Source organism: Dechloromonas sp. ZY10, assembly GCF_041378895.1.
In the GTDB taxonomy this organism is placed as follows: Bacteria; Pseudomonadota; Gammaproteobacteria; order Burkholderiales; family Rhodocyclaceae; genus Azonexus; species Azonexus aquae.
In genome coordinates, this window is record NZ_CP144212.1 from 1,569,044 (window position 1) to 1,587,102 (window position 18,059).

General features: G+C 56.3%; 20 protein-coding genes. 5 read left to right on the forward strand and 15 right to left on the reverse strand.

Annotated features, from left to right (window positions below; genetic code table 11):
* Positions 1-5: 5 nt before the first annotated feature.
* From VX159_RS07110 to VX159_RS07130, 5 genes are all read right to left on the reverse strand, one after another.
* Positions 6-2,738, reverse strand: a complete 2,733-nt coding sequence (locus VX159_RS07110; RefSeq protein ID WP_371325276.1) for a coiled-coil domain-containing protein — start codon at positions 2,736-2,738, stop codon at positions 6-8.
* 49 nt (positions 2,739-2,787) lie between these two features.
* The gene (locus VX159_RS07115) at positions 2,788-5,637 is read right to left on the reverse strand and encodes a hypothetical protein (RefSeq protein ID WP_371325277.1); all 2,850 of its coding nucleotides are present in this window, start codon (positions 5,635-5,637) and stop codon (positions 2,788-2,790) included.
* 276 nt (positions 5,638-5,913) lie between these two features.
* Positions 5,914-6,405 carry a hypothetical protein gene (locus VX159_RS07120; protein WP_371325278.1) on the reverse strand — a complete coding sequence of 164 codons (492 nt, stop codon included), beginning with the start codon at positions 6,403-6,405 and terminating at the stop codon, positions 5,914-5,916.
* Entirely contained in the window at positions 6,387-6,860 is a 474-nt protein-coding gene (locus tag VX159_RS07125; protein WP_371325279.1) for a hypothetical protein, read from the reverse strand. Before VX159_RS07125 ends, VX159_RS07120 begins: the two co-directional genes overlap by 19 nt.
* The gene (locus VX159_RS07130) at positions 6,857-7,060 is read right to left on the reverse strand and encodes a hypothetical protein (protein ID WP_371325280.1); all 204 of its coding nucleotides are present in this window, start codon (positions 7,058-7,060) and stop codon (positions 6,857-6,859) included. Before VX159_RS07130 ends, VX159_RS07125 begins: the two co-directional genes overlap by 4 nt.
* Positions 7,061-7,270: 210 nt before the next feature.
* Between VX159_RS07130 and VX159_RS07135 the strand changes: the two genes are divergently transcribed.
* Complete coding sequence (locus VX159_RS07135; RefSeq protein ID WP_371325281.1) at positions 7,271-8,659, forward strand: dienelactone hydrolase family protein; 1,389 nt, start codon at positions 7,271-7,273, stop codon at positions 8,657-8,659.
* On the opposite strand, the gene VX159_RS07140 is transcribed toward VX159_RS07135, so the two are convergent.
* The 5 genes from VX159_RS07140 to VX159_RS07160 form a co-directional block, all read right to left on the reverse strand.
* Complete coding sequence (locus VX159_RS07140; protein ID WP_371325282.1) at positions 8,652-9,110, reverse strand: hypothetical protein; 459 nt, start codon at positions 9,108-9,110, stop codon at positions 8,652-8,654. The genes VX159_RS07135 and VX159_RS07140 overlap by 8 nt on opposite strands.
* Before the next feature lie 491 nt (positions 9,111-9,601).
* A complete protein-coding gene (locus VX159_RS07145) occupies positions 9,602-10,036 on the reverse strand; it encodes a hypothetical protein (RefSeq protein ID WP_371325283.1) in 435 nt (144 codons plus the stop codon).
* 246 nt (positions 10,037-10,282) lie between these two features.
* Positions 10,283-11,173 carry a hypothetical protein gene (locus VX159_RS07150; protein WP_371325284.1) on the reverse strand — a complete coding sequence of 297 codons (891 nt, stop codon included), beginning with the start codon at positions 11,171-11,173 and terminating at the stop codon, positions 10,283-10,285.
* A 228-nt stretch (positions 11,174-11,401) separates the two neighbouring features.
* Positions 11,402-11,875 carry a hypothetical protein gene (locus VX159_RS07155; protein WP_371325285.1) on the reverse strand — a complete coding sequence of 158 codons (474 nt, stop codon included), beginning with the start codon at positions 11,873-11,875 and terminating at the stop codon, positions 11,402-11,404.
* A 163-nt stretch (positions 11,876-12,038) separates the two neighbouring features.
* Positions 12,039-12,545 carry a hypothetical protein gene (locus VX159_RS07160; protein ID WP_371325286.1) on the reverse strand — a complete coding sequence of 169 codons (507 nt, stop codon included), beginning with the start codon at positions 12,543-12,545 and terminating at the stop codon, positions 12,039-12,041.
* A gap of 307 nt (positions 12,546-12,852) precedes the next feature.
* On the opposite strand from VX159_RS07160, the gene VX159_RS07165 reads away from it, so the two are divergent.
* Together VX159_RS07165 and VX159_RS07170 are read left to right on the forward strand one after the other, a co-directional pair.
* The gene (locus VX159_RS07165) at positions 12,853-13,407 is read left to right on the forward strand and encodes a tyrosine-type recombinase/integrase (RefSeq protein ID WP_371325287.1); all 555 of its coding nucleotides are present in this window, start codon (positions 12,853-12,855) and stop codon (positions 13,405-13,407) included.
* Positions 13,407-13,847 carry a hypothetical protein gene (locus VX159_RS07170; protein WP_371325288.1) on the forward strand — a complete coding sequence of 147 codons (441 nt, stop codon included), beginning with the start codon at positions 13,407-13,409 and terminating at the stop codon, positions 13,845-13,847. The genes VX159_RS07165 and VX159_RS07170 overlap by 1 nt, the downstream gene beginning before the upstream one ends.
* Positions 13,848-13,857: 10 nt before the next feature.
* On the opposite strand, the gene VX159_RS07175 is transcribed toward VX159_RS07170, so the two are convergent.
* On the reverse strand, positions 13,858-14,325 hold the full coding sequence (locus VX159_RS07175) for a hypothetical protein (RefSeq protein ID WP_371325289.1): 468 nt from the start codon (positions 14,323-14,325) through the stop codon (positions 13,858-13,860).
* 2 nt (positions 14,326-14,327) lie between these two features.
* Entirely contained in the window at positions 14,328-14,678 is a 351-nt protein-coding gene (locus VX159_RS07180) for a hypothetical protein (protein WP_349731994.1), read from the reverse strand.
* A 121-nt stretch (positions 14,679-14,799) separates the two neighbouring features.
* Between VX159_RS07180 and VX159_RS07185 the strand changes: the two genes are divergently transcribed.
* Positions 14,800-15,579, forward strand: a complete 780-nt coding sequence (locus VX159_RS07185) for a ferritin-like domain-containing protein (RefSeq protein ID WP_371325290.1) — start codon at positions 14,800-14,802, stop codon at positions 15,577-15,579.
* Here the strand turns inward: VX159_RS07185 and VX159_RS07190 are convergent.
* The 3 genes from VX159_RS07190 to VX159_RS07200 are packed head-to-tail and all read right to left on the reverse strand — an operon-like array spanning position 15,576 to position 17,311.
* Positions 15,576-15,890 (reverse strand): DUF455 family protein, encoded by a 315-nt coding sequence (locus VX159_RS07190; RefSeq protein ID WP_371325291.1) that lies wholly within the window; start codon positions 15,888-15,890, stop codon positions 15,576-15,578. The genes VX159_RS07185 and VX159_RS07190 overlap by 4 nt on opposite strands.
* 10 nt (positions 15,891-15,900) lie before the next feature.
* Entirely contained in the window at positions 15,901-16,947 is a 1,047-nt protein-coding gene (locus VX159_RS07195; RefSeq protein ID WP_371325292.1) for an NADP(H)-dependent aldo-keto reductase, read from the reverse strand.
* Positions 16,948-16,978: 31 nt separating this feature from the next.
* Positions 16,979-17,311 (reverse strand): hypothetical protein, encoded by a 333-nt coding sequence (locus VX159_RS07200; RefSeq protein WP_371325293.1) that lies wholly within the window; start codon positions 17,309-17,311, stop codon positions 16,979-16,981.
* A 98-nt stretch (positions 17,312-17,409) separates the two neighbouring features.
* Here VX159_RS07200 and VX159_RS07205 point away from each other — a divergent pair, with 98 nt between their 5' ends.
* Positions 17,410-18,048, forward strand: coding sequence for a DUF47 domain-containing protein (locus tag VX159_RS07205; protein ID WP_371325294.1), 639 nt, complete (start codon positions 17,410-17,412; stop codon positions 18,046-18,048).
* Positions 18,049-18,059: the final 11 nt, after the last annotated feature.

The window sequence follows — 18,059 nt, forward strand, 5'->3', positions numbered from 1 at the left end:
CTTTATTACTTAACGGCCGGGAGCACTTCCGTCTCATAGCAAGCCCCGATATACCGAACAACTCTCGCCCGCAAAGAGGGCGCCTCCCTACTGACGGCTTCCTCAAGGGCTTGTCGCTCCACTCTCCCCAGCAGGAACGCGCACCGCGTCAGCTCAGCCAACTCATCCAAGGGGACATTGAGGGACTCCATCAGTCGCTTTGTCCGCTCGACGATGCTGGAGCATTCTGCATGGTGCGCTTGCGGGTCATTTTCCCCTGAAATGTGGGAAGCATGGTCGGCAACCCAATAGTGCAGAGGCCTCTCGATATCGTGACGAACATTGCTGTCATCCCACGGATGGTCTGCATTGAACCAGGCCAGGATCGAAGCATAAGGTTTAGGAATCGGGAACGTCGTCTGACCTGCGATCAAATCCAAAGTGAAGAAAATTGGTGCCACGATCCGCAGCGCACGCGGTACGCCACCTTCACCACACCAGGCCACTACCCGGCCGACCCCGCGACGACCGGCCGCCTCCAACAACTCCGGCAAGATGGATTCTGGGGGAACTCGGTTAAAACCGCGAAGCACCACATGACAGGGGATGCTCTCCGCCTGGCATTGTTCAAGGAATGCACCGAGCGTGCTCGGGGCAAGTTGGGTGCGACAAAGTGCGATTGGGGCGTTAAGGAGATCGGCCCAGCCAAACATGTCGCCTGAGACAGAGACCTCCACGGAGTTCCCTCCCGCCAGGGTATCGCTGACCAGTCCCTGAAGCACGCCCGCCTGAGATCCCGAGATGCTGACGAAGCCTGCCGCCAACATTGTGCTGATCACCGCCTTGCAATAGTTGGAAGAGACACCGGAGTAGAGCGAGTACAGCTTAGTCGCTACAACCAGTCCCTCCGCATCCGAGATTGGGGAGCCGTCAACGGTCGGCACCGGCAGGGCCGACACAGTAGGCGTGGCATTGTGGACGGCGGGAGCCATGCCAGCATTAGGTGCCAGAAAAGGTAGCAAGGTTGCCACCTCTGCCAATTTGGCGAATCCATTTTGTGTGGTGCGTTCGAAGGCGCGTTGGAGTTCCTTGGTGAGGGCTGCCGCAGTCGACTCGTTTTGAGCACGTATCCTCTTGAGGGTTTCCTCCTGGGTAGCCCGTACGGCCTTCAACTCCTCAATCTCTTCACGTATCCTGTCGGCCTCCTTGCGATACGTGCTAACCAGTTCCGCCTTCCGGTCCTCGATGGCTTGTTGGATATCGGGACGCTGCAGAACGCGCTCCACCACCTGTTCCGCCAAATCGCGGCCCAATTCCACAGAGGAGACGAGTTCAATGGCACGCATCGCCGACCGCCGAATGCCGAGCCCCATGAACTCGGCGGAGACCGACTCTTGCAGTCTGCCGATTTGCCCCTTGGTTAGCCTCGGCACATCTTCCAAATCCTTTTGCTGCTTGAGCAGCCTACCGATCAATACCTCCGGCGGAGCCCAATCGTAATTTTCTGCCGCTGCTGGCAGCGCGGATAGGATCAACGATTTGCCTGCAACCTGATGGACGACGATCGAGCGATAAGCTGCGACGCTGTTTTCGAGGGGCTGGACACTGGAGCGGGGAAGCAAGGCAAGACCATCCTGGAGCAGAAACAAGGTTGATCCGGCTCCACGGTGGATGTGGGTTTGCACCCAGTTACGAACCTGATCGGGATGGTCAGAACGATGGGGTACTTCAAAAACGGTCAGCGCGCGTCCGACCACCTGCTGGACAACATACTGGGTCTTTTCTGAAGGATTTTCACGTGCAATGTCCAGCACCCAGTCGGTCTGATCGTGATTGACCATTGCACCAGCCCGGGCAGGAAACAGGATGGCCGAACCGGTCCCAGGAAATGCGATTAGGGCATCCTTGGGCGTGACCTCAAGCCATTCGCCATCACGAAAAACCCCGAAAATCGAAAAAAAACGTGTCCCTTGCGCCGTCTGATTTGTGAAATGCCCGAGGACGCGGACACTTCCATCAGAATCAATCGGACTAGACACTGTGGCACGGCGGCAAGACACCACCTGGACATCACTTTGGGGACTTGAGTCGGATCGACTCACCTCAATATTGCCAAATCCGGCTAAGCGCTCCAACAATGCTGAGGGCACATCATCACTGGTATCCAGCAGTTTGCCCAAGAGAGCCTGGTCGTTTCTGCCGGCGGCGAATGCAACTGCGATACTGAGTGACACCAGCTTGGTAGGGTGCCCAGGTGAAGATGTACCCCTTACCAATCCGAGCGCATTGTCGATATCCGCTGCCTCTATGCCTTCGCCCTGGAACGACACAGGAGTCAATCTGGTGTTCTCATTCTCCCTCGTGGGCGAGAGGAAGGCCAAGATTTCCGGAGCATCCGAAAGATCGGCGAGCCCTGCGATGAGAGCCAGCCAGAGAGGTCTTGTGGCTTCATCTGCCCATTGGTCAGGCGGCATGTCCGCCAGGGACTTCAGCGCTTCTGGGAGTGAAGCGGCATCAGTAAGCATGCCGTGCCGAGTCAACCATTTCAGGAGAATCCCTATCCATTCGCGAGGATGAACGGAGAAGAGTTTTTCAAAGCACTTCTGCGGATCGGACGGCGGGTTCGAGGCCTGAGGGACCCGTGCGGGAATCAGGGCCGCCTTCGACTCCTGCATGAATTTGAAGACCAGATGGTCGGGAATCACAGCCTTCACCATGGCTTCCCAACGAAGCAACCCTGCCGAGACGCGGCTTCTCATCTTATTTGTCATAGCTGTGTTCTTGTGCATATTCTTGCGTGCTCAAATGTCATATCTGATTGCGCCGAAGCCATGCGGGCTTACCCAGCTTCCGTAAGTCACGGGCAAGCCAATGGCGCGAAAGTGCCGTATCTTTCTCTTCGAGAGTGACGCTCTGCGCCTCCATGGGCAGCCACGCCGACAACGAAGCCCACATTTGGTAGCCTTTCCCCCCGAGGAATAGCAGCCTACCAGTTTGGTCAATAGCGACTCTCCCCCCGCCCCATAAGAGCCACCATTTGGTGAAGGCCGGCGGGGGTGAAGAAACCTTGCGTGCGAAGCGGAGGTTGCCGTGGCGATCAAGTTCAGCGAACGCCTGTCCTTGGGAATGGAGGGATATCGTGTGGGCCCACCATTCACTTCGGGTCCGCCAAAAGCCAGGTCCGGCCAACTTGACCCAATAGACGCACGATCGGCGATCAGAGCTGCGGAAGATATCTCCCATGCTGGGCTGCTCAACGTTACTAACAGCCTCCCAGCGATATGACCTTGTTTTCCATTGCTCGTAAGACGAGTTACGAAGTGGGGGCAGCGTAGAATCGAACTGAATTCTTATATCGCGGGGGTTCGCCAGGCAAGCATCCGCGCAATCAGTCTCGATCCGCCCCACGCCCAAGAGTTGAGCAAGGGCAGCCACTCTCGGAACGTCGGAAAGGTGGAATTCAATTGCCCCGATCGATGCGCTATAGCCGGGGGACACGAGCTCCTGAACACGTTCGCCATCCAGGAGAAACTGGCTTATAAGGTGGTGCTCGTGCTTTGTGACAAGTCCAATGAGGCGCGCCCGCACACCGTCACGCAGGCCCCGGACCGCCAGCACACGCCCCCCCAGGGCAAAGGCAGCTTGGCGATATGCTGCCCCACTTAGCCGGGTAACCCAATGCCCTGCGCAAAGCAGCGTAAGGAGGGGCCAAACGGATCTCGCGTTTATCGTTGTCACTGGCGACACGTGCTCCAGTAGCCCCCTCGTGGACAAATTCCGCGCATTGGCATACCTGCAGCTGAGGACGTCATTAAGCCAGCCGAGGACCTCGCCCCAATCCGCTTTACAGGACTCTTCCGCGGAAGGTGCAATCTCGTCAGGACAGAAACCTAAGCGCAAGGCTGACCATAGGGCAGACGACGATTTCCATTCGCGGCTGGCAGTCCCCATGGTCGGAGCCGCATCCCGCGCAACTGTCCCGTGCCATGGAACGAGGTCGCCATCCGGCCCGTCGACCGCCCATTGGTCATGCCCATCCGACGGGACTTCGAACCGCACCGGGGCATGACTGATGCAGTTGAGGGTCTTTTCCACAGCCAACCCATCGTCCCGCATGAGGCGCACTCGAAGCCTATCCGACATCGGCGGTAGATGGGATTGGTCCGCCGGAATGTACCAGTCGTTATCATCAGATTCAGCCAGTGCTCCTGAGAAAACCTCGTTGCCTTCCATATTGAGAAAGCTGAACTCACCCGTCTGGATCGCATCCCCCGAAAACCGAATACCAGTAGCGGGGTTCAGGACCAACGAAGAGCCCCACCAAGCGCCCCCTCGAACATGCACGCTGTAGGATCGAGCCAACGACTCAAAAAGGGCAAACACCCGGTCTCTAGTGGCGCGGTACAGGGATGGAATGGCTTTCCGGTCAAGCCGAGGGAATTCCACAACTGCCCAGCCTTCCCAACTGACTACATCCGGGGTAAGGCGTACAGCCAGCTTGCACTCTCTGGCCGCTTGCGAAATCCGTATTGCCCGCCCCCGGTTCACTAGGATGCAGACCCGCGCACCGTCAAAATAGGTGGGCTTGGTCTGCAAACGCCCATAGTCATCTGTGACGAATAGCAGGAACCCTTCGGAAAGGCTGCGCCCTTCTGCAGAGCGGCGAAAGCCATCCGCACCTGCACATACCTGCAGGAGAAGGGTGGGCGTTACAGGGTTGCGGTCACGGGGAAGCTGCTGACAGAAGCCATCAATTTCCTGCCCGGGCGAAGCACAAAACCAGCGTGCCAATCGCTGCGCCCCAACCGTGTCTGAATAAAGCGCCAATTTGGGTTCGAGCAAATCGGAGATATCAAGGCTGATGTTGTAACGCCCTTGACGCCTGCACTCACGCTCTTCGTGTTCCCAAGTTAAGTCCTGGATAGCCCCCCAGAACGGTGAGTCAGCCGCATCTTCGTAACGCCCCTGATAATAGAGATCGCGGAATGCCTGGAACTCCTCGAGAAATGACCCGGTGAAGTCGGCTCGGTGTCGTTCGATCTCGGCGATCACGTCCCCAAAAGAACGTCGTTGGCCAGCCTCCTGGAGGAGATTAGCCAACCTGCTTTCGTCCCTATAGCCGGGAAAGGCTAGGCGCTTAGAGTAACCGATGATGGTCTCACGCCCGGGGTCCGGGAGAAGGAGCCGACGGCAATCCTGGAGTTTTTCGGCTCGATGATCAGCCCACCGCTTTAGTTGCCGCCACATCACGGGGAGATTGCCGAAATTGGGGCGCGGAGCATTGCTCACATGCGCGAATAGGATCGCGAAGCGCTCGCGAAAATTCCCTTCGTGAACTGTAAGCTCATCTGCCGTTCCCGCGAGCAAGGTTGCGTAGAGGCTGGCGAAGAAGCTTGGCAGCTGCATCACATCCAATGCCCCCCTTCCGGCGATTCCGTCAAACCACTGAGGGCTGGAATGCGGGCCGTTCCCAAAGCATTGCAGAAATGCCGTTTTGACGGCACGACTCTCCTCGTGCGATGCATGGGCAAGCATTACCAGCATCCGCTCAGAAGCGGTGATGCGCTTGATCGGTAGATTGCGCTTGGCTGGGTTCAGGAAAATCGCGTTAACTAGCGCGACATTCCAGTCTTGGTACTTCCACTCCTTCCAGCTCAACCGTCACTCCCTGCGTTGCTCTAATATTCTGTATTTCTTGTACCTTATGTATGCGGCTAGGACGAAATACTAAATTTAATTCGTTAAAGAATAACGATAGCATATTAGAAGAAGTTGCCGCATTTCTCTCTGGACTAGTTCTCCTCACCTGCTAAAACAAAACTGCATCGCTCCGATTTTTCCGGACGCGAAGCAAGTCCGCTTTCAATCATCGAGCAGACTATTCTTTGAGTGGAGCCAAACAACTCCAAAGGCCGAGTACCTGCCTGTGAGTGATCATTCCGGCACAACAAAATCCACCATGACCAGCTCCAGCCCACCACAGAGCCGGAACACCTGCTCATGGCTGACCACGTAGCGGCGTAGCTCTTCCGACAAGTCGGTTTGTGGGTTCACGGCTTCCTCCCACAGCTTGCAGGCAATTTCTGCGGATGCCAACACGTAGCGGCAACGTGCTTGCTCAATCTTCTCCCCCAGGCTGTTTTTGGCAACCTGTCCCCGGCAATAGACGGCATACCAAGGGCCAGCGGATTGACCCACTGGCCCTTGCAGCATGCCAGACCGGCGTAGGTCATCCAATGGGCTGTCTGCACCATCGTCGGCGGCTAGATGCCAATGTCGGCGGATGTATTCATATAGCTGTTTGGCTATTTCGTGGGAGAGTACCCAGTCATAGGGCTTGTCCTGGAAGGCAACGGCATAGCGGATGGCCGGATAGTCGTTGTCAGGGCAAAGGGCACGGAGCAGGTTCAGGCGGGCATTGAGCATGGTGAAGTCGGATTGATCGGAGCCGTCGAGCCTGATTGCTCAGACGGCCAGCAAGTTACTGTCAGGTGAAGACCTGAGCAGGCTGCAAGCTGCTCGCGGTACTGCATGGCAAAGCTGCGGCAACCAGCAAACATTGGTGCGTCGGGGTCATCAGCAACGGCAAGTAGCTGGCTCACGACAGCCGGTGAGGTCAGCAGGTGGGAGACATGCACCGGATTCGATTCGCCATAAACGGCAGGAATGCAGACGATGCGCGGTTCAGTTTCCAGCCGGAGCATCAATGCGGCATCCTCCGGTGTCCATGGCTGATTAACAATCTCGGTGCCTACCCAACGGCAGAACTTGGACAGGCCAAAGGCTTCCTCGTCGGAAATGCTCAACTGGAAGGGGTTAAGGTTCAGTTCAGAGGTGGTGGGATACAGGCCACGTACCCAGTTGCGGCGGTTCATGGTCATGTCAGCAGCCCCTGTTGTTGAGCACTGCTTAGGTGGTCATTACAAAGTCTGGCGATGTACTCGCTGATGCTCATTTTTCGGGCGGCGGCGAGCTGGGCAATGGCGGCTTTCATCTCACGGCTGACACGAGCACAGAGCATCACGCGGCGAGCAAACTGGGCTGGTAATCGGCGGGCATAGGGGCGGTGGCTTTTCTTCATCTACGGATTCCTTGGGATCAGGCAGCCAACCTTACGGCGAAGGTTGGCGCGTTTGTTCTATGTATTGCTGGCGGCGATGAAGAAGAATTCATTTCGATGTCATTGATCTCAACGGAACTGGATAGGTAATATTCCCGGTTACGTACCTACTACTCCGGTTCTCGAATGCAAATAAGGCACCCATCCCGTTTGGCACAGCAGATTGCTGTCTTGTCCTTGGCTGTCGGCATGTCTTGGCAGGTTGCGGCTTCGAGCACCGAATTCGGTGGCGAGTGGAAAGGCACCTTCGAATGCGGTCCCATGCTGGTCGGGACGGCTGGTGCTGGCTTGTCGCAGTCCATGACCATGACGGTCAGGCAGGGCGGGGTGCAGACCAATCGAGCTACGGACAAATATCGAGAGGAACTGCGTGGCAGGATCGGTGCTGACAAATCAATCCAGCTTGAAGGTGAGGGACACTACACGGCGGACAGCTTCCCCCCTTGGCAAACCAAGCTGGCCGGTTCGTTCTCCGGCAATCGGCTCATGGCAAGTGGCGCGGTGTTCGGGCTGGATGGCACCAAGCGGCGTGACTGCAAAGCTGACCTGACACGAGTTGCTGGCACCAGTGAGCAGGTTCAGGTTCATGCTGCGGCTCCACAAGTATCAAGCTTTTACTCCAACAGCTACGAGCTGGTGAAGTCACTGGAGGATGGCCGTTCCGGCAAAATCGCGTACAAATCGGTGAGCCGGAACACGACAGTAGGTGATCTCAAGTCAGGCAGGGTCTTCCTGAACGACACGGTTCATGCGGTGCTGTCACTTCCCTCTACCGGCAAGGCACCTTACCCGGTCATGGTGATTGCACATAGCTCGGCAGGTGTACAGAACAAGGATCGGGATTGGGCGAGGTGGTTTAATGAGCAGGGCATTGCAACCTTGCTGGTGGATACCTTCACACCTCGTGGCATTACCCAGTCGGCAACAGATCAGTCTGTCCTGTATTACGGGGCAACCATCGGTGAGTACCTGGTGGCACTCAAGCTGCTGGCAACTCACCCGGCAATCGACATCAAGCGAGCAGGGATCATCGGCTTCTCCAGAGGCGGTGTAGCGGCAATGGCTACCGGCATCGAGTCAATCCGGCGAGGGACCATAGGCGGTGACTTGAAGTACGCCGTGCATTTCCCGGTCTATGGCGGCTGCACCTATCGAGCAGATCGGTGGACAGGTGCTCCCATGCACCAGTTTGTCGGCAGTGAAGATTCCTACGAGGACATTGAAATCTGCCGTGGCTGGCAGGAACAGGCAAAGGCCAAAGGTGTCGATGCAAACTTGACGGTATTTCCCGGTGTTCATCACGGCTTTGATAACTCGGATCAGATGGCATTGCGGCAATTCCCCAATGCCGAGTACTGGAAGGACTGCAAGGTCGAGTGGAACGTCGATGCAGGCCAGTTCAGAAGTGCACGTCACCCCTATTGGCACAGTGACAACTCGATGGTCGAGGAAACTGCGGCATGCAAAAACAGAGGGGTGACGGTCAAGTATGACGAGAAGGCAACGGCTGACTTGAAAGCGGCAGTCAGAGAGAAGCTCAAGCAAGTCGGATTTATTTGACCGGCTTGATCGGTCCTCCTGTTGCTGGCAGGTCGAGCATATTGCTGGTGATGAAGTTTTCATAGGAGAACGGACGGCTGACGTGCTTCGTTGCATAGATGGCAACCCAGTTCAGGTCATCGGCTCCCTGCTTGATAGGCTGGATGTCGGCAGTACCGGTGGGAACGATCTTTTTCCATATCGGAGTTGCAACCTTGGCAAACCAGTCATGGCGGCTCTCATGTACCCACATGGGCAGGTGGTAATGCAGATGGCCTGTCTTCGTGTGCTCAGGGAATGCAATGAAGCGGAAGAGCTGATCGAGCTTCAAGGCAGAGAAGGTCTTGCTGTGGAAGACACGGCGGATCACATCGAGTGACCACATACGCAGGCGTTTCTGCCCACGATGCAGGTCGTAGTCGTTGTGGAAATTCAGCGTTACCCAATGAGTGTGGGTAGTGCTGGTGATCATGTTGATGAAAGCGGGGCGGAGTTGCAGACCACTTTCGGTGACTCGGTAATGGTTCAATTCGTTTTACGGGTTCAATCGGTCGATGCAAGGCGATGCAATCGAACGGGCACGGAAGCTGGTTGGTATTGATCTTCCTGTGCTTCTGGTAAAGGCTCTTCTTGAACAACAGACAAGTAATATGAATGCCACTGTCTTTAAACGGTGACTTGCCTGTGTTGAAGAGCCTGCGACGTTGGCAGCATTTGCACAACGGCTCTGGTGAAAGCTACTAGGTGCAGCAACGATCATTGAGGGTATTTACCCCTGATGATCGAAATGAATACAAAAACAGGGTCGTTAACAAATTGGACAAGTATTACGACGTTCGTACTGGTCGTACTTTGCCAACGGCCTTGCCGGTGATGCCCACGCAGGATGTTAAAAAAGTGAATCCTGCATGGGCAAAGTTAATGACGCTGGTGGTGAGGCCAGCGCCATTCTTCCGGTTGTGATTACGCCAACGTCAGCACTGCGGCGAACGGGGTTTCTTCGTCGTAGGATGCTTTGACAAAGTTCTGCAGCGCCGTGACGGCTTCAACCTGCGGCACCGTCAGTGACAGGGTGGCTTCGTTATCTTCCACAAGTTCTCCAAGGCGGAACATCACCCCTTGGTGGAGGTGCAGGCCTTTGCCTGCCAGTGAAGCGATCCCGCCATCCGCTAGGGTCGGTTGAGTGATGCCAGGCAATGCACCTTCGGACATGTTGGTAATTTCGTCAGTGGTCAGCAGTGCCGTGTACTCGTTACCGTCCCACTGGGCTTTGAACAGACGGAAGTTGTCAGTACCCAGAACTTCCAGCAGATCGCGTGCTTGCTCTGGCGCAGAAGCCATCGAATGCTGAGCAATGAAGGCGTTGATGTTCAAGGTGGTTTGCAGATTGGTAAACATAATGAGTTCCTTTGAATAAAGTAGCCCTCGCGGGCGGAGTGCCCACAAGTTGCCGCGGGTGCGGATGTGCCGAATAAGCTCGGTGGCTGGTGCCTTTCAAGGGAGTCGAACCCAAGAATCCCTACCGCCTAGGGAAAGGCAATTGGTGCGCATTCAGGGAATCGACCCTTAGGAAAGGAACCCACCAGGAAGCGCAAGGAGTTTGGCCGTGCCCGCGCATCTGCATTGCGCGAGCACTGAGCGGTATCAAAAAAGCTGATTGGTGATTAACACGCCCCCCGACTTGCGCAGGAAGCGTTTTTGCCCCCAGATCAGATTCCGAATGCGGTCACTCATCTCTGTGGCCCCCTCGTCGGAGTCGGCTTGTTCCACCAGCCAATCACACAGGGGCTGGGTCAGGAACACCCCAAAGCGTGGCACGTCTGCATGGGGTAGGAAGTCTTTCCAGTCCATGTCATCGGTGCCATCGCCAGCGCTGCCGTTGGCGTGCATCGACAGCACGCTGTTCCATTTCCAGAGCAGCCGTGCTTCGGGGGATGTGTCGAAGTCTTCCTCGATGTTCAGCCGGGATGCGGTCATGGCCTGATCCAACAAATCAGCAAGCTCCTTCAACTGGCTGGAACTGAGTGTGGTCAAGCCCACGGTGCCTTTGCGCAGCTTACGGAAAAGGCTGGCATGCAATTGGATCATCCACGCCGGTACAGCCTCATCGCCCAAACGGCACTCGATCAATGCCCACCACTGGGCAACATCGCCATGACACAGCGGCCATGCTGTTTCAGCAATGGTGGCTAGGTGGGGCGCGTTTGCTACTTGAGTCTCCTGATCGAACAGGCAGGTAATGACCAGCGGAGTCTTCAAGTTAGCATTTGCCGCTGCTGCAAGTTCTTGTGTGCCAAACGTTTCAGCAGAGCAGCCTGTGACATACAACGGAGGCTGGTCTGGGTTGTGCTGCTGGCACAGATGTAAAAGCTCCTGCATGCAATCGGGAGATGGAATGTGTGGGAAGCTGGGCCGGGTGAGTTCAGCCCACATTGGGCTTGGCAGTGAGTTAATCCAAGTGGCGGGGACTACCGCAATGGGATTGGTGTCATCTCGGGCCGTGATTTCAAAGGCACGGCAGAATTTTTCAGGCATGGTTCAACTCCGTTTTGGGGTGCAACTCATGGCTTAAAACCACAAGCTGAGCTGCCGGAACATCCGGCTACCGGTACGTCTTCAGGGGAATCGAACCCCAACATGCTCACCAGAGAGACGTAAAAAACGGACGGGAAGAAAAATGCCACGCCCAAAAATGTATACAACCATTGAAAGGAATCTTTAGCTCACCGTGGCAGTTGCTACGGTGAGCCATTCATCAGCGGCTTAACCCCAGTGCACGACTGCGCAGTAAGAGCTGTCAACGATTTGATTGCCATTCAGGAAGCTCTGAAACTCAAGGATATTTTCCGGAATGTTCACCTTGGTCTCGATGCCGTATTCATCGCGGAAAAGATCGTAGGCATCGAACCAAAACTTGATTGTTTCTTCCAGGCGATTAATGACTGAGTTGTGGATATACAGCCCATGCTTCTCGCAATGGGCGAGATCGCAGTCAATCGAACGGGGCATGGAATCCCCATCCAAGACACCATTGGTATGCGCATGCAAGGTCTTGCGATCAAACAGTACCGAGCGATATTCATCGGCGGATTCTTCGTCATCGGATTGGGCGATGAGGCAGAAATCCGGGCCTAGCAAGAATTGCAGCAAATTGCGTGCGCTAGCTCCGTTGAAGAACTCATTCTTGGATTGGTCCAGCGAAGAGACGCGAACAGGGAAAACGATTTTCTTTGACATAAGAATTTCTCTCAAAAATTTCCACGAAATGCGATTGCACATCGGGGACGCCGAAAATCTCGGCAGTCGGTACGTCTTCGGGGAATCGAACCCCGGCAAAACCACCAAGGAGACGTCATTTCGGGCGTATTGGTTGTTGCTTATTGGCCCGAATGGAGAGGGATCAGCTCCAAGTGGCTACACCAGCGAAGGCATGATCATTGGAGTCATGGGTCCAGGCGAAGTGCAGCAACTGATTTATCTCGTTCAGCTGCGGGGAGGGGGCACCAAAACCGTATTCGTCTTGGAAGAGTTCATTGGTGTTCTTCCAGCGCTCCCGGCTTTCGTCTAGGCGGTCAATCACCGAGTGGTGGATGTGTAGGCCACCGTTGGCTGAAATTGCGCTTGGGCTGAAACGAATTGTCTCGGGAAGAAATGCACCAATGACGCCGGCGCTGGTCATGAGTGTCAACGCTTGCCGGTCGTACAGCTCGTAGCTCGGGTTATCTCCATCGGCAGATAGTTGGAGGCAAAACTCGGGGCCGTAGAGCGCTTGCAGCAAATTGCGTGCGGCGGCGCCAGTAAAGACAATGCTGTCAGATTTGTCGGCAGCGGTGAAGCAGAGGGAAAAATGGATTTTCTTGGACATGACAATACCTTCGATCAAAATTTCCGCAACGTGCAGCTGCACATCGGGGACGCCGGAAGCCGGCTGTCGGTACGTCGTCAGGGAATTGAACCCTAGCAGTTAAGCCCACCGAGGAGACGTATGATCGAACGGGAAGAAAAATGCCACGTCCTAACTTTGCGCTATCAACTACCCACAGCGAAAGTTCTGACATACTGACATGAAATAATGTTCGTGTCAACAACTGGATGAAAATGTCAACCCGGCTTGTTACTTTTTTGCCACGGTCCAAATACTATCAATCCGGCTTAACAACCGGATTCGTAACGTGGCTGAGTTTGGACAAGCAAGGGTTCCCACTGAAGAGGAAATGAAGCGCCTGTACCGGGTAGCCAAGGGCGGCATGTACCCGGCCAGGAACACGGCAATCCTGATGGTCAGCTATAAGCTGGGCCTTCGTGCCAAGGAAATTGCAGCACTGCGTATCTGCGATGTGCTGGATGACAGGGGCAAGCTGAAGGAGGAAATCCACCTTACCGGCAAGATGACCAAGGGCAACAAGCAACGGGTGGCTTACCTCACCAATCCGGCACTGCGAGCAGCCCTGACGACCTTCCTCGGAGAGCGGCAAGAGCAGGAGACTTGCCTGTTCAATGTTCTGGCACCACTGTTCAAGTCGCAGAAGGGTTCTGCGTTTTCACCCAACACCATGAGCCAGTTGCTGACCGGGCTTCATGAGCAGGCTGGCGTGATCGGTGGACGATCCCATAGCGGCAGACGTTGGTTTGCAACCGAGTTGATCGGCAAGGGCGTTGACCTCAAATCCGTGAGCGTGCTGATGGGCCATGCCTCCGTGTCTATGACTGCCAAGTATGCGGAGGCCAACCCCCAGAAGCTGCGCCGGATCACTGCGGAGCTGGTCTGATGGGTGTTGATGTCAAGCAGACCTACCGTCTGTATCAGGCACTGATGCGGGTCACGCCAGAGCTTGCGAGCGTGGATCGAACCTGCACCGTGAGGCTGGCAGGGGGATTGCCGCTACGCTGTGATGTGCTGGAAGTTGGCAACGACTTCAGGCGGATTGCTCTCGGGCACTACTGGATGCTTGCCACTGGTGATCAGGTGCCGGATGTGATTTTCGAGATTTGTGTCTTCTTCGACTGGGAGCTTGCCGAAGCGGTGTCGTACCACTTTGGTGGGCGCGTTGAGGATGCTTACCCGGTTGATGGTGGGCCTCCGGTGCTTTCGATCCATCGGCGGATCAATCGGCTTCTGGAGCGTTGGCTGCTATTGCTGGCGCAACAGGGGTACTGCATGGGCACTGAAGCAGGCAGCAATGTGCTGCCTGTGCTCGGTAGCCCCTGACTCGCACCATTCAACGGCGGCGGTTGGGGCGGGGGCGAGATTTCTTCGTCGGGCTTGATTTGGCTGCCACATTGGATTCCTCAGGCGTTTCATCCACGTTGTCAGTGGTGGCCTCTGCTCCCTCGGATTCAGTCTCTGTGTCAGATTGCTGATTGGTCGGCTGTTCCTCTTGGGGAGGTTGATTGACCAACTCGATGGCGGTGGCAATCTCGACCTTATCTTCGTCGGTCAGGGATTCAAAAGGCTGCGATTCGATCTTGGCACGTTTGGTCAGCAGGGCTTCAGCCAGGACGATGCTTTCCACTTGACCTTGACCATTCACGCGGATGAACTTGGTCAATCCTTCAATGCGGATTTTCTTGAGGTCACGCAGGCGGAAATGGTATTCAAAATAATCGCTATGCCTACTGAGGCCGATGATCTTGCCTCCTACGACGCAGGCAAACTTTTCTAGGAAGGGAACGGTGATGGCAAGCATGTTCAATACTCTGAGGGCAAAAGGAAAGTGGTTGCGGAACGGTCAGCCTCGGTGATCAGCCAGACCTTGCTGGTTGGCGTGATGTCGTAGGCGCTGAAGATGCGCGTGCCATCCTTGATGGCGAGGTCGTTGAGTTGCTTGTCGTGCTTGTCGAGGTTGCCCCAATCACCTCTTAGGTGGCGGTGAAGCAAAGCCAGCGGCGAGATGTTTGCTGCCTGCATGGCTTCAAGTGCGCCGGGTGTGCTGACTACTTCGCCAAGCGGGAAGAGTGGGGTAACGGGAAGGGCAACGACCGTTTGGTTTTGATCGTCACTAGCAACCAGAAAGGCCGGTTGGCTGGGGTGTTCTGTCATGTTGTTTCATCAGGGAAGTCCTTGATGAACCTAGACAGTAAAAGGAATCGACAGAAGGTGAAACCGGCTTTGATCGTTTAAGTCGTGGCAAACTTAAAAATTCTGTACGGGGCTTCAAAACATGCTCAGATCAAACGCTTTGGAGGCAATTTCCCTGACAACATATTCAGGGAAGCTCTCTGCTACGGACTCTATCAACATTAATGACGTGATTGATAGTCAGGCCGTGTTAAATCCACTCGCCAATATTCCGGGGAGGGAAGATGCCCCGGAGCTGGTGCCTCATACACAACTTCGCAGACGTTCAATGGCTACCGTCGAGGGGCGAGCCACATTGATTCATGCATTGGCGCACATTGAACTGAATGCCATTGATCTTGGCTTGGATATCGTTTGGCGGTTTTCGGGAATGCCTGACCAGTTTTACCGTGACTGGATCAGAATCGCGAAGGAAGAGGCCTATCACTTTCGGCTGCTAAGCGAGCACCTTAAAGAGTTAGGGTATAGCTACGGTGATTTTCCTGCTCACAATGGCCTCTGGGAGATGGCAGAGAAAACCCGAGATGATCTATTGGCACGACTGGCATTGGTTCCTCGGACTTTGGAGGCACGGGGGCTAGATGCCTCAGTGCCAATCCGAGACAAACTCAAACGGGTTGGTGATGCTAAAGCTGCGGCCATTCTCGACATCATTTTGCGGGATGAAATCGGGCATGTGGCCGTTGGGAATCATTGGTTCAAATATCTCTGCTCGCAACGTGGCCTAGACCCGGTATCGACGTATGCCATGTTGGCGGAGCAATACGGTGCCCCCAAATTACGTGGCCCGTTTAATCTTGAAGCACGCAGAGCCGCAGGGTTTGACGAAGCTGAACTCGCTGCATTGCAGATGCCGGGCTAAACCGCGAAAGTAAAAAATTTATCCTTACATTCATTAAATCCGAACTTGATGGCGGTGAACTCGATGTGCACGATGGCGTGCAGCAGTCGCGCCCGTCCTTCCGGGCTACGCGCATTGCGTTGTAGCAGTTGCTTGGGCGGCACCAGTTCCGGGCGTTCCGGGCAGCCGCAGCCGGGGTGGGCGGCTGCTGCGCCTTGCCAGTCGAGCCGTCCGGCCTGCCAGTCGGCGTGCAGTTTCACGGTCAACGCCAGTTTTTGCCCGATTTCCGGGGTGGCGAGTGCGGCCGCCGCCGCTGCATAAAGCGATTCCACTGTCTGCCTCTCAGGGTGCCGGGTTGGTGTAGCGCAGGTGGATGGCTTCGATCCCAGCGATCACCTCGGGTGTCAGAGGTACTTGGAAGGCGGCGATGTTTTCCTTGAGCTGCGCCAGGTTGGAGGCGCCGATGATGGTGCTGGCGACGAACCAGCGCGAGCGGACGAAGGCCAGCGCCAGTTGCGTCAGGGTCAGGCCGTGCGCCTGTGCGAGCGCAGCATAGGCTTCGACCGCCGGGCGGACGTTGGGCTTGGCGTAACGTTGGCCGAAAAACTCCCAGATCGTCAGTCGACCGTGGGCGCTGGCATCGTTCAGGTATTTGCCGCTCAGATGGCCAAAAGCCAGCGGCGAATAGGCGAGCAGGCCGACATTCTCGCGGTGGCAGGTCTCGGCCAGGCCGTATTCATAGACCCGGTTGAGCAGGCTGTAGGCATTTTGCGTCGAAACGATGGTTGGCAGGCCGTGTCCGCGGGCAAGACGGGTGAATTCGCTGATTCCCCACGGGTGCTCGTTGGATACGCCGATCTGGCGAATCTTGCCTTCGCGTACCAGCTCTCCGAGTGCCTCCAGTTGTTCCAAAATCGGTGTCGCGCCGCGTTCCTTGTCCGGGTCGTACTGCCATTGGCCGAACATCGGCTGGTTGCGCTCTGGCCAGTGCAGTTGGTAAAGATCGATGTAATCGGTTTGCAGGCGCTGCAAAGAGCCGTCAATCGCTGCGCGGATATTGGCGCGGTCGAGTGCCAGCGGGCCGCCACGGATCCAGTCGAGGCTGCGTGCCGGGCCGGCGACCTTGGTTGCCAGGATGATCCGGTCGCGTTGCTGGCGTTTGAGCCAGTTGCCGACGATACGCTCGGTGGCGCCATAGGTTTCGGCGCGGCTGGGGACGGCGTACATCTCGGCGGTGTCGATGAAATTGACGCCCTGCGCCAGCGCGTAGTCGAGTTGCGCATGGGCGTCGGCTTCGCTGGTCTGTTCGCCGAAGGTCATGGTGCCGAGGCAGAGGTCTGGCACTGGCAGGGGGCTGTTGCCCAGCGGGCGGATGCGGAAGGCGGTCATCGGGTCTCCTTGGTGATGGTCGGTGCGGAGTTCAGGGTTCGCTCCGGATTACTCCGTAAATCAGGATCGGACGTTGCAGCAGGGGGTCGTAGCCGAGCGGCACGATCGCCAGGTCGTGGGTATCGGCCGCCGTGCCGTTGCGCTGCAGGTAGCGGCTGGCGGCGACATGAGCCGCAGCGAAACTGCCGAAAACTGCTTGCAATTGCGGGTGACGTACCGGCAGCAGGGTGCCGCTGTCACCGTCGAGCAGGCAGTCGCTGTCCAGGCGTTGCACCCCATAGCCGACGGCCGGGCGTGGCAGGGGCAGGACGTCAATGTCAAACGGGTCGCCGAAGGTGTCGGCCGGCAAGTCGAGCAAATTCATAAGTCGGCCATTGTAGCGTTTGCCCTGCGCTTGGCGATGTTGCGGCAAGGGCCGCGTGCTAAAATCCCCGGCTGTCACAATTACATAACGGAACTGTCATGTTCGGTCGCCTGATGCCCAAAGAGGGCAAGTACTTCGATCTTTTCAATGCGCATGCTGACCTGATCGCCGAAGGGGGCAAGGAGTTGTCGGCCTTGATCGGCGCCTTGGTAGGGGCACCCGAGAAGGCCGCGGCGCACGCGGACCGGATCGACCGCCTTGAGCGCGACGCCGACAAGATCACCCACGATACCCTCGGGCAACTGCACACTTCGTTCATCACTCCGTTTGACCGCGACGAGATTCACCAACTGATCAGCGATATGGACAATATCCTCGACGTGATCCAGGACGTTGCCGAGTCGATGTCGCTATACGACATCAAGCAAGTGCCGCACGAAGCCACCCGTCTGGCCGAAGTCAGCGACCAGTGCTGTGTCAGCGTCCAGGCCGTGGTCAAGTTGCTGCACAGCATGGACAATGCCCCGACCATCCTGCGCAAGTGCAATGAAATCGACGAACTTGAATCTGACGCCGACCGCATTTTGCGTGAAGCCATGTCGCGCTTGTTCCGCGAAGAGTCGGATGTGCGCCAGCTGATCAAGCTGAAGGAAATCTACGAACTGCTCGAAAGCGTCACCGACCGCTGCAAGGACGTTGCCGGCACCATCGAAGCCATCGTTCTCGAAAACTCCTGAGCCGGAGGCCG